Below are 11,860 nucleotides of genomic sequence, written 5' to 3'. Positions count from 1 at the left end.
TTCAGCGATCACGCTGCAGTTTCGAACGATTCTAAACTAGGTTCTAGGGAGCCGCCCTGCCCCCGTCAAGGGCACGCAAGCGATATCCACCCGCCCGCCGGCATCCACAAACCCGGACGGCAGGCCGCCCGAACCTGAGCCCATGCATGGAGTATCAATGCCTGAAGTCATTTTCAACGGACCCGCCGGTCGTCTCGAAGGCCGCTATCAGCCGGGCAAGGAAAAGAACGCACCGATCGCCATTGTGCTGCATCCGCACCCGCAGTTCGGCGGCACCATGAACAACCAGATCGTCTACCAGCTGTTCTACATGTTCCAGCAGCGCGGCTTCACCACGCTCCGCTTCAATTTCCGCTCGATCGGCCGCAGCCAGGGCGATTTCGACCACGGCGCCGGCGAACTGTCCGATGCCGCCGCGGCACTCGACTGGGTGCAGAGCCTGCATCCGGACTCAAAGAGCTGCTGGGTTGCCGGCTATTCCTTCGGCGCCTGGATCGGCATGCAGCTGCTGATGCGGCGCCCCGAGATCGAGGGCTTCTTCTCGATCGCGCCGCAGCCCAACACCTACGATTTCTCGTTCCTCGCCCCCTGCCCGTCCTCGGGCCTGATCATCCATGGCGACGCCGACAAGGTGGCGCCAGAAAAGGACGTCAACGGCCTGGTCGAGAAGCTCAAGCTGCAGAAGGGCATCCTCATCACCCAGAAGACCATGCCCGGCGCCAACCACTTCTTCACCGGCAAGGTCGACGAGCTGATGGAAGAATGCGAGGACTATCTCGACCGCCGCCTGGCGGGAGAGCTAGTGCCGGAGACGGCTGCCAAGCGGCTGCGCTGAGCGGGTCCGATCAGGGCTGAATGCAAGGGCATGGCGGGGGAACCCGCCGTGCCTTTTTGTGTGTGGACCGGATGTCGGAACTTGGGCTTTGGTCAGGAACTGTTCGTCAATGACGAACAAATGCGGGTTCGGTGGTTTTCGAATATTCGACTGATCACGGCTTAAGGCTGGAATGGGCGGGGAGTTGACCTTCACTGCGTCGGAAACGAATGATCGAGTTGAGCCGTTTCAGGTCCGATAGCCTTTCGAAGTACAAGGTTGTATATTCCTGCATGTATGCAATTGAACCGAGTTCACGAGCAAACAACGGAATCCCAGACTGGCAAACTATAACCGACCGGAATGGCTAGGATGAATGATGTCAAAGCCCGTAATAACCATATCGCCGTATGGCGGCGGTTCACCGTTACCTGGTCTAAATGCTCTTTCCTCGCTGAAGATTGGCGCGTCGTATCACGAGCAGCGCGACTGTCGGCATCCGCTTGGCGTTTACAATATTTCCATCGGACGTATTTGTGACAAAGTAGCGAAGTGCGCTGACAAACTGGAAGCTTATTGGAGGATACCGGGCGACCTCGATAGCGTGGAAAGTTTTGGATCTGTCATAAGCGATATAGTGGATTATCTTGATCTAACCATTTACGCGGCGGCTGAGCATGTTGACGACCTCGAAGTAATAACGAAGACATTATATAAAACAGATCGCGAAGCTGCGAAATCTCTAGATATAAAGAGGTTCAAAAAGGCGATAAAACCATTACGAGATGAAACATCAATGATTGCCAATACTATAAAACATACGCATGGCCGCTTGAGGATATATCAAACTGAGCTTGGCCATGCCGGAAATATCACTCGTTTAGTTGGTTTTTTCATAGAGGGATGGGAAAATGGGGGAATCGCACCTCACCCACTTCTTCATAGCGGCGGTAAGACCGTTATTTCAGTAACATCTTTTCTTTGGAACGTGCTTACTTACGTTGGAGAAATGTCTGTGGCTCTGGCCGAGTTTCTGACAAGGATCAATGCTAGCGATCCCGACGTTGTCGACGTGTGTGACACGCCGAATTTCCGGAAAGCGGCAATGAAACTCGCTAGGCTTCCGCTCTATTCCTTTGATGATGACCATCCTTTCCGTCGAGTTAGATGGGTAATAAAGCCGGATGATGAAATGAGGGTTGAAGCCGATTCTGGGATTTACGGCTCTCTCCTTACGCGTTGGTCAAAGAGTAGCGACGGACAAATCGGCAGATCGATAGTATTGTATGCCGGCGACGGAGCTACGAAAATGATCAGGATAGCCCATCCAACGAAAGCCAGCATTAATCGTTGGGATTGATCCGATAGTCTGCACAAATTTGTTACCTACAAATTTCATCAGATGCACAAATAGTTAGTCGAAAAATCCAACCATACCAAATCAGTATGCAAGACAGAAACAGCTTGAATATATGTTCTGACATTCGCTTGTGAGTTTAAGAATTATTGCAAATAACAACTGAATTGCTGCACAACGCAGCCATCACACGAGTCATGGCTAAGAGTCGGCAATGGGCAGGAAGCGTCCTAGCGACAAGGCTCCTCAATTGTCTCAACAGATCAGAGAGATAAAGCCCAATATCAATCCTAGAGAACCCAGCGCGACGGACCAAACTGCGAGCCACGCAGGAACGTGCACGGCCGGCTCAGGCACCGACAAATACCAGCGAACCCTGCCGCAGAACCCCACTCGCGTCAGCGTTAAATCAATGGAACTGCTATCATCAACGCCGAGGTCAGCACGTTGGTCGATGTCCAGTAGGATCTTATCAGCCTCTTCTTCGTGCCCAAGAACGCTTGCTAGAAAGGACGTCTCACCGTTGGAAATTCTGAACACGGTGAACCTTTTGGCCCCATTGCGTCGGCTAAGGTGGATGCGGACACGCCCCCTACCGATGTCGTCGATCGGCGCCTTTCCAACCTTGAAAGTGTAGTTCGCCATCCTCTGTGCTTCCTACTAGAATGCATCGGTCGATAAGACTCCGGCAGCGCGGCAAACGTCTCATACCACTTCAAGTAATATGTCCGCATTCTAAACCTACACGCCTACACGACTGAATCGGATGCAGCCGCGACACTCCCCCCTAAACCTCCACCACCTTCCCATCCTGCAGCGTCACCCGGCGGTTCATCAGGCTGGCGAGGTCGTGGTTGTGGGTGGCGATGACGGCGGACAGGCCCGACTGGCGCACAAGCGCATCGAGCGCCTCGAACACGTAGCCGGCGGTTTCGGGGTCGAGATTGCCGGTGGGCTCGTCGGCGAGCAGCACCAGCGGCGCGTTGGCGACTGCGCGGGCGATCGCCACGCGCTGCTGTTCGCCGCCCGACAGTTCGGCCGGCCGATGATCGGCGCGGTGGCCGATGCGCATGTAGTCGAGCAATTGCTCGGCGCGCTCCCTGGCGTCGGCCTTCGGCAGCCCGGAAATCAGCTGCGGCATCATGATGTTTTCAAGCGCCGTGAATTCCGGCAGCAAATGATGGAACTGGTAGACAAAGCCGATCTCGGAGCGGCGGATCGCCGTCCGGCGGTCGTCGGACAGGTCTCCGCAAGCCTCGCCGTCGATCAGCACGTCGCCTTCGTCGGGCCGCTCAAGCAGTCCCGCCAGGTGCAGCAACGTGGATTTGCCGGTGCCCGAAGGCGCCACCAGGGCCACCGTTTCGCCGGCCTGAAGCGTGAAGTCCGCGCCGTCGAGAATCGAGATCTGGTTTTCGCCCTGCAGGAAGTGGCGCCCCACGCCGGACAGCTGCAGAACCGGGTGCGGGCGTGCGCCCATGCGATCACTCATAGCGCAGCGCCTGAACCGGATCGAGCCTCGACGCCCGCCAGGACGGGATCAGGGTCGCGATGAAGGACAGAACCAGCGCCACCACCAGCACGACGATGGTTTCGCCCGAATCCATGTCGGCGGGCAACTGGCTCAAGAAATAGAGTTCCGGGTTGAACAGCGTGGTGCCCGACAGCCAGGAGAAGAACTGCCTTATGCTTTCGACGTTGAGACAGACCACGACGCCGAGCAGAAACCCTGCAATCGTGCCGGTCACGCCGATCGCGGCCCCGGTCATGAAGAAGATCCGCATCACCGATCCCGACGTCGCCCCCATGGTTCTCAGGATCGCGATGTCGCGTCCCTTGTCCTTGACCAGCATGATCAGCCCCGAGATGATGTTGAGCGCCGCCACGAGAATGATCAGCGTCAGGATCATGAACATCACGTTGCGCTCGACCTGCAGCGCCGAAAAGAAGGTCTGGTTGCGCTGCCGCCAGTCGGTGATGAACACCTGCCGTTCCGCCGCCGCCTCGACCAGCGGCCGCAAGCGGTCGATATCGTCGGGCCTGTCGACAAACAACTCGATCGACTGAACCAGTCCCTCGGCATTGAAATAGAGCTGCGCCTCCTCGAGCGGCATGTAGATGATCGAGGCATCGTATTCCGACATTCCGACTTCGAAGATGCCGGAGATCGGATAGGCCTTGACCCGCGGATTGACGCCGAACGGCGTCACGTCGCCTTCCGGCGCCACCAGCGTGATCAGGTCGCCGGCGCCAAGCCCGAGCGACTGGGCCATGCGCGAGCCGACCAGAACCCCCTCGCCCGCGGTGAAGCCGACAAGGTCGCCGGTCCGGATATTATCGGAGACGATCTTCATCGATTGCAGGTCCTCGACCCTTACGCCGCGCACCAGCGCGCCGGTCCCGGCCCCGCCCACGCCCGAGGCCAGCGTCTGGCCTTCCACCATCGGGATCGCATTGAGCACGCCATCGACGGCCTTGAAGCGGGTCGCCAGCGCCGCATAGTCATCGAGCGGCCGGTCGATCGGCTGCACCACCATGTGCCCGTTGATGCCGAGGATACGGGTGATCAGCTCGCCGCGAAACCCGTTCATCACCGCCATGACGATGATCAGCGTCGCCACGCCGAGCATGATGCCGACAAAGGAGAACCCGGCAATCACCGAAATGAACGCTTCTTTCCGCCGTGAGCGCAGGTAGCGCCAGGCGACCATCCGCTCGAAGGTCGAGAACGGCCTGGCGGCGGCGGGCGCAATTGCGGCGTCTGGATCGGTCATAGGCTTTTCCTTTGCCCCATGCTTGACCTAGCGGGCTTGCGCGAGGCGGTTGATGGCAGCCTCGATAGAAAGCGTTTCGCGCTCGCCCGTTGCCCGCACCTTGATTTCCACATTGCCATCGGCGACAGCCCGCGGCCCGGCGATCATCTGGATCGGCAGGCCGATCAGATCGGCGGTGGCGAACTTGGCGCCGGCGCGCTCGTCGGTATCATCGTAAAGCACCTCGAGCCCGGCATTCTCGAGCGCGGTCTCGAGCTTCTCGCAGGCCGCGTCGCAGGCAGCATCCCCGGGCTTCATGTTGATCAGGCCGATGTCGAACGGCGCCACGCCCTTGGGCCAGATGATGCCGTTGTCGTCATGCGAGGCCTCGATGATGGCGCCGAGCAACCGCGACGGCCCGATGCCGTAGGAGCCCATGGAAACGAAGTGCTGCTTGCCGTCGGGCCCCTGCACATAGGCGTTCATCGGTTCGGAATACTTGGTGCCGAAATGGAAGATGTGGCCGACCTCGATGCCGCGGGCGGAAACACGGGAATCCTCGCTCAAGCCGTCCCAGGCCTGGCGCGCCCAGTCTTCCTTTTCCATGATCTCGTCGGTGGCGGCAAACGGCGTGGTCCACTTGTCGACGATCGACGCCACCGCCGCGTCGTCATCATAGTTCATGTCCGCGCCGGGCACGGCAAACGCCTCGAAATCGCGGTGGCAGAACACCTGGCTTTCGCCCGTCTCGGCCAGGACGATGAATTCATGGCTGAGACTGCCGCCGATCGGCCCGGTGTCGGCACGCATCGGGATAGATTTCAGCCCGCAGCGCTCGAAGGTCCTGAGGTAGGAGACGAACATCCGGTTGTAGGCGGCCTTCGATGCCTCGTAGTCGAGATCGAACGAATAGGCGTCCTTCATCAGGAATTCGCGTCCGCGCATCACGCCGAAGCGGGGCCGGCGCTCGTCGCGGAATTTCCACTGGATGTGGTAGAGGTTGAGCGGCAGGTTCTTGTAGGACTTGACGTAGGACCGGAAGATGTCGGTGACCATTTCCTCGTTGGTCGGTCCGTACAGCATCTCACGGTCGTTGCGGTCATTGATGCGCAGCATTTCCTGGCCGTAATCGTCATAGCGGCCGCTTTCCCGCCAGAGATCGGCCGGCTGAACCGTCGGCATCAGGATCTCGATGGCGCCGGCCCGGTTCTGTTCTTCCCGGACAATGTTGCAGACCTTGTCGAGAACCCGCTTGCCCAGCGGCAGCCAGGAATAGACCCCCGCCGACTGCTGCTTGATCATGCCGGCACGCGCCATGAGGCGGTGCGAGACAATTTCCGCATCCTTGGGATTTTCCTTCAGAATCGGCAGGAAGTATTTTGACAGGCGCATGGGATGATCCGGTTTGGCTTCAAGCCTTGAGGGCTGAATCGGGCAAAATGAGGGTTGTCATGACGAGCATGGTGACTCATGCGTACATAGCCGCTTCGTCAAGCAATGAAAACCCGTACAGCAAGGCTGTACGGGCACGATTCGGTATAGCTCGAGGATATATTTCACTACCGCCACGTCACTGTCACAAAACGCGTGACAAGCCGTCTTTGTTGAGCTAAATAAAGCTCACTAAAGAGGCATATCCCACTGGGAACTGCCCAATTCGCGGTCAAAGTCTTGGGAGGATAGGATCTCAGGCGCGCTTTGTTCGCAGCCCCCGGGCAACCGGGAAACAGATCACGCGACACCTGAACAACAAGGCTTCATGCCTTGTTTTTTTTTGGCTTGATCACCGTTCAGATACACGCGGCGGCACAACAACAGTACGGCCCCGGCACTACAAGTACCGGAACCGCTGCAGGCTCTGCCGGTTTGTCAATCGGGTTTACGGGCGCCCTTGCCGAGTTCTCTCTTGGCGCGGACGTCCTTGTCCATCTTCTCGAGGCTGTCGACCACGCTCTTGTCTGGCTCCTGCTTGGCGTCCGGGACAGCGTGGCGCTGATTGCGCACATTGGCCTGGTCATCGCCTTGCAGGGAGTTGTCACCCATCTTGTCCTGGGCAAGATCGTTTTCGTTGAGCCGCGACGTCTTGTTGAGGGTCTTCGACATGAACATCTCCTTGAAACTGTTGCATTCACTCGTCAACGGCACGAGGGAGGCAAAGTTCCATTGGGAGTCGGGCAAACGAACCGGCGAAAGCGCCGCCGAAACAGAGACCGCGGGTCAGTTGCCGGCAGGCCTGAAATCCGGCGACAGCGCGATAAGATCGTCGAGCGAATAACCGCCGATCACGGTGACAACAAAATAGGTGCCGAAGACCAGTGCCGAGATCAGCGTTGTGCGCCAGAAGATCGGTGCGAACCGGAAATTGGCAGGCGCGCTGTGGGCGGTGCCAAGCGTGATCTCACCTTCATCCGCCTGGCTGCGTGCGGAAAACGGCAGAACGGTGAACAGCACCACCCACCAGATGATGAAGTAGATTGCAAACGCTGTTCCAAATCCCATCAGAAACGCTCCTCAGACCTGCTCGAGTTCGATCAGGGTGCCGTTGAAATCCTTCGGGTGAAGAAACAGCACCGGCTTGTTGTGGGCGCCGGTCTTCGGCTCACCGCTGCCCAGAACCCGTGCGCCTTCGTTTCTGAGCCGGTCACGCGCCGCCAGGATGTCTTCCACCTCGTAACAGACATGATGCATGCCGCCCGAAGGGTTCTTTTCCAGAAACGCCGCGATCGGAGATCCTTCACCCAGCGGCTCCAGAAGCTCGATCTTGGTGTTGGGCAGCTCGATGAACACCACCGTGACGCCATGTTCGGGCAATGCCTGCGGTTCGGTCACTTCGGCCCCGAGCATGGTCCGGTACTGGGCGGCCGCTGCCGCAAGGTCCGGCACCGCAATCGCAACATGGTTCAGGCGTCCAAGCATGATGGTCCTCTTACACCTTGGTGACGAACACCGTCACGACGGGTTTCTTGCCCCATACCTCGTTTGCGGCGGCGCGAACAGAGCGGCGAATTGCCTCGCGTACCCCATCGGTGTCCTTGCGCCGTCCGCGCGGAATGCTTTCGACCGCGCCCAGGACGGAATCATAGAGGATGTCCTCCATGTCGTCCCCCTCGGCATCGAAGGCCGGCAGACCGATGGCCGAGACCACCGGGTCACGCTGAAACTCGAAGCGGTGATCGAGGACGACATTGACCGACACGTGGCCGGCAAACGAGAGCTTTCGGCGCTCCGAAATGCCCATCTCGTCATAATCACCGATCAGCTGGCCATCCTTGTAGATGCGGCCATGATGGGCTTCACCGATGACTTCCGGATTGCCCGGCGCCAGACGCAGGATCGAGCCGTTGCGCACCCGCGGGGTAATCTCGATTCCCGATGCCCGGGCCAATTCGGCCTGGGCGGTCAGATGCGCCGCCTCGCCGTGAACCGGCACCAGGATCCTGGGCTTGACCCATTCATACATCTGCACCAGTTCCGAGCGCCGTGGATGGCCCGAGACGTGCACCAGCGCATCGGAATCGGTGATAATCTTGATGCCCTGGTCGATCAGGCCATTCTTGATCTCGAGGATCCCTTTCTCATTGCCCGGGATGGTGCGCGAGGAGAACACAACAGTGTCGCCGGAAGCCAGGGCAACATTGCGCATTTCGTCGCGTGAGAGCTTGGCAAGTGCTGCCCGCGGCTCGCCCTGGCTGCCGGTCAGGATCACCACCACCTTGTCGCGGGGAATATAGCCATACTCGTCTTCGGCCAGGAATTCGGGAATTCCCTCCATCATGCCGAGTTCGGTGGCGACATTGACCACCCGCTTGATCGAGCTTCCGAGCAGCAGGACTTCGCGGCCGGCATCGCGTGCCGCTTCCGCGATCGAGCGGATACGGCCAACATTGGAAGAGAAGGTGGTGATTGCCACCCGGCCTTCCGCCTGCTCGATGACCTCGCGCAGCCCCTGGCTGATTTCCTTCTCGGACGGCGACACGCCGTCGCGCATGGCATTAGTGGAATCGCACATCATCGCGAGGATCCCCTCCTCGCCCAACTGCCGGAACCTGTTCTCGTCAGTCAGCGGTCCAAGCGATGGCGTGAGGTCGATCTTCCAGTCACCGGTGTGAATGAGATTGCCCAGCGGCGTCCGGATCGCCAGCGAAAACGGCTCGGGGATCGAGTGGTTGACCGCAACCGGCTCGATCTCGAAGGGGCCGACGGTGAACCGCTCGCCCGCCTTGAACAGCGTGATCGGCACCTCCGCGCGGGTTCGTTCATAGGCCCGCTTGGCCTCAAGCATACCTGCGGTGAAGGCCGACGCATAGACAGGAACATTCAGACGCGGCCAGATCTGCGCCAGTCCGCCATAGTGGTCTTCATGCGCATGCGTGATGATGATCGCCTTGAGCTGCTTGCCCAGGCTCTTGACGAAATCCACATCGGGCAGCACCAGATCGACACCCGGAAGCTCCGGTCCCGGAAACGTCACGCCGCAGTCAACCATGATCCATTCGCGCTGTTTTGGTGAACCATAGCCGTAAAGCGCGAGATTCATGCCGATTTCGCCAACGCCGCCAAGCGGTACGAACACGAGATCCTGGTCTTTTGACATCAACTATCCTTGTCTGGTCATTGGCTGCGGCGCCCGGCATCAGGATTGACGCATGCAGGCAGCGGCAGGATTTGTGGTCTATGTATGGTTTTCATCTGGAGCCGGAATCGGATCAAGGTGAAAAACATGCCTTGTTACGAGAAAAACACATCACCTGAGGCGATTGTTTGTCTGTTCCCGTCCGGCAATGCAAGCATCAACCTGCCTTCGATATCTATTCCATCAAACAGACCACTGATTTGCCGGTCAGGCAAATTCACGGTCACCGGCTCCCCGATGCCCTGCGCGCGTTCGATCCAGGCATCGCGGATAGCTGCCACCCCCCGTCCCTGGTCCCATAGGCTCAGCACGCTGTCCATGGTGACAACCAGCTGCGCAAACAGGTCTTGCGGGGTTACCGCACTTCCCTGCTCCGCCAGACAGGTGGTCGGATAAAGCCCCGCTTCCGGGCGGTGGGCGACATTGATGCCGCAACCTATGACCACTGCCCTGCGTCCATCGGGCATCTGTTCGGCTTCGATCAGGATACCGGAGGTCTTGCGGCCGCCAATCAGCAGATCGTTCGGCCACTTGATCCTGAGCGCCTTCGCGGCCTCGGCCGGCAACGCCGAGGACACCGCCGCCTCAACCGCAACGGTGACCGCAAGCGGCAGGCTCGCCAACGCCGCCCATGGCGCCGGGTCAATCAGCAAGAGTGAGGAATAGAGATTGCCGGGTTCCGAAACCCAACTTCTGCCACGACGCGCGCGGCCACCGGTCTGGCGCACCGCCGTAATCCACAGATTGCCCTCATCACCGGAGCGGGCCCTGTCCATGCATTCGAGATTGGTCGACGCGACGTCTCCAAGCTCGATATGCCGGAAATCAGGCCCCCTCATGCAGCCTTCCGCCGCATGCTAGAAGAACGTCTTCGCGGCAACGTCGGCGGCAAGGCCCAGAGGGTTGGAGACAAGCACATAGAACATGACGAACAGGCCGGAAATCCCGAACACCAGCCTCAGTTCACCCGCAACCGGGGCAAACGAGCCGCTGGGCTGATCAAACCACATGATCTTGACGATCCGAAGATAGTAATAGGCACCCACGACCGAGGCCAGCACACCAATGATGGCCAGACCATAGAGCTTGGCCTCGATTGCCGCGACAAAGACGAAATACTTGCCGAAGAAACCTGCCAGCGGCGGAATGCCCGCAAGCGAGAACATCAGGATGGTCAGCATAAGCGCCATGAACGGGTTGGTCGACGACAGCCCGGCCAGATCGTCGATCTGCTCGACATTGCCATCTTCCTTGCGCCGCATGGCGAGAATGCAGGCAAACGTGCCGAGCGTCATGACCATATAGATCAGCATGTAAAGAATGACGCCGCGTACACCGGCCTGGCTGCCGGCCGCAAGACCAACCAGGGCAAAGCCCATATGGGCGATCGAGGAATAGGCCATCAGCCGCTTGATGTTCTTCTGGCCGATTGCCGCGAAGGCACCCAGCACCATCGAGGCAATCGAGATAAACACCACGATCTGCTGCCAGTCGAGCGTCACCGGCTCGAAGGCAACGATGACGATACGAACGAACAGCGCCATCGCCGCGACCTTGGGCGCAGCCGCAAAGAACGCGGTGACCGGCGTCGGCGCACCCTCATAGACGTCCGGCGTCCACATGTGGAACGGCACCGCGGAGATCTTGAAGGCGACGCCTGCAAGCAGGAACACCAGACCGAAGATAAGGCCGAGAGACCGCTCGCCGCCGGAAATCGCGGCCGCAATCTCGTCGAAACCGGTGTGTCCGGTATAGCCGTAGACAAGCGATGCGCCGTAAAGCAGCATGCCCGAGGACAGTGCGCCAAGCACGAAATACTTCAGGCCGGCTTCGGTCGAACGCTGGCTGTCGCGGTTGATCGCCGCGACGACGTAGAGTGCAAGCGACTGCAGCTCGAGCCCCATGTAGAGCGCGATCATGTCATTGGCGGAGATCATCAGCAGCATGCCGAGTGTCGCCAGCACGAACAGCACCGGAAGCTCGAACTTGTCGATCCGCTCCGCCTTGGCATGACCGACCGTCATCACCATCGCGGTGATCGATCCGATCAGCACCAGCACCTTCATGAACTTCGCGAACGGATCGGACAGGAAGGCGCCATTGTAGGCTTCCCCGTTCTCGGTCACCAGCACCAGCACAAGGCCGGCCATGATCAGGAGCGCCACCGCCAGTCCGTTGACCAGCGTCACCGACTTCTCGCCGGAGAACACACCGACCATCAGAAGCGCCATGGCGCCCAGGGCAAGCATGAGTTCGGGCACGGAAAGCAGAAGGCTGGAAGTGAGTATCTCTGACGTCATGGTCCT

At 59.2% G+C, this 11,860-nt stretch carries 12 protein-coding genes; 2 read left to right on the top strand and 10 right to left on the bottom strand.

Going from position 1 to position 11,860, the window contains the following annotated elements:
* The first annotated feature begins 157 nt into the window (after positions 1–157).
* A complete protein-coding gene (locus SPHINGO391_RS09010) occupies positions 158–835 on the top strand; it encodes an alpha/beta hydrolase (protein WP_152008520.1) in 678 nt (225 codons plus the stop codon).
* Positions 836–1,193: 358 nt separating this feature from the next.
* Positions 1,194–2,174 (top strand): hypothetical protein, encoded by a 981-nt coding sequence (locus tag SPHINGO391_RS09005; RefSeq protein ID WP_152008519.1) that lies wholly within the window; start codon positions 1,194–1,196, stop codon positions 2,172–2,174.
* A 252-nt stretch (positions 2,175–2,426) separates the two neighbouring features.
* Here the strand turns inward: SPHINGO391_RS09005 and SPHINGO391_RS09000 are convergent, their stop codons facing one another.
* The 10 genes from SPHINGO391_RS09000 to nuoN all read right to left on the bottom strand — a co-directional run bounded on the left by SPHINGO391_RS09000 (position 2,427) and on the right by nuoN (position 11,854).
* Positions 2,427–2,816 (bottom strand): hypothetical protein, encoded by a 390-nt coding sequence (locus SPHINGO391_RS09000; protein ID WP_152008518.1) that lies wholly within the window; start codon positions 2,814–2,816, stop codon positions 2,427–2,429.
* Between the two features lie 142 nt (positions 2,817–2,958).
* Positions 2,959–3,660 carry an ABC transporter ATP-binding protein gene (locus SPHINGO391_RS08995; protein WP_193217240.1) on the bottom strand — a complete coding sequence of 234 codons (702 nt, stop codon included), beginning with the start codon at positions 3,658–3,660 and terminating at the stop codon, positions 2,959–2,961.
* Entirely contained in the window at positions 3,653–4,942 is a 1,290-nt protein-coding gene (locus SPHINGO391_RS08990; protein WP_152008517.1) for a lipoprotein-releasing ABC transporter permease subunit, read from the bottom strand. Before SPHINGO391_RS08990 ends, SPHINGO391_RS08995 begins: the two co-directional genes overlap by 8 nt.
* A 27-nt stretch (positions 4,943–4,969) precedes the next feature.
* Positions 4,970–6,313, bottom strand: coding sequence for a proline--tRNA ligase (gene proS, locus SPHINGO391_RS08985; protein WP_152008516.1), 1,344 nt, complete (start codon positions 6,311–6,313; stop codon positions 4,970–4,972).
* 477 nt (positions 6,314–6,790) lie between these two features.
* The gene (locus SPHINGO391_RS08980; RefSeq protein WP_152008515.1) at positions 6,791–7,024 is read right to left on the bottom strand and encodes a hypothetical protein; all 234 of its coding nucleotides are present in this window, start codon (positions 7,022–7,024) and stop codon (positions 6,791–6,793) included.
* A 114-nt stretch (positions 7,025–7,138) separates the two neighbouring features.
* Entirely contained in the window at positions 7,139–7,420 is a 282-nt protein-coding gene (locus tag SPHINGO391_RS08975) for a DUF1467 family protein (protein ID WP_152008514.1), read from the bottom strand.
* A gap of 12 nt (positions 7,421–7,432) precedes the next feature.
* Entirely contained in the window at positions 7,433–7,837 is a 405-nt protein-coding gene (gene mce, locus SPHINGO391_RS08970) for a methylmalonyl-CoA epimerase (RefSeq protein WP_152008513.1), read from the bottom strand.
* Positions 7,838–7,847: 10 nt separating this feature from the next.
* Positions 7,848–9,515 (bottom strand): ribonuclease J, encoded by a 1,668-nt coding sequence (locus tag SPHINGO391_RS08965; protein WP_152008512.1) that lies wholly within the window; start codon positions 9,513–9,515, stop codon positions 7,848–7,850.
* Positions 9,516–9,649: 134 nt separating this feature from the next.
* Positions 9,650–10,393 (bottom strand): biotin--[acetyl-CoA-carboxylase] ligase, encoded by a 744-nt coding sequence (locus SPHINGO391_RS08960; RefSeq protein WP_152008511.1) that lies wholly within the window; start codon positions 10,391–10,393, stop codon positions 9,650–9,652.
* Positions 10,394–10,411: 18 nt separating this feature from the next.
* The gene (nuoN, locus tag SPHINGO391_RS08955) at positions 10,412–11,854 is read right to left on the bottom strand and encodes an NADH-quinone oxidoreductase subunit NuoN (protein ID WP_152008510.1); all 1,443 of its coding nucleotides are present in this window, start codon (positions 11,852–11,854) and stop codon (positions 10,412–10,414) included.
* Positions 11,855–11,860: the final 6 nt, after the last annotated feature.

This window comes from Hoeflea sp. EC-HK425, assembly GCF_902498795.1.
In the GTDB taxonomy this organism is placed as follows: domain Bacteria; phylum Pseudomonadota; class Alphaproteobacteria; order Rhizobiales; family Rhizobiaceae; genus Hoeflea; species Hoeflea alexandrii.
The sequence above is the reverse complement of the archived record's forward strand: the minus strand, read 5'-3'. Positions and strand labels throughout refer to the sequence as shown.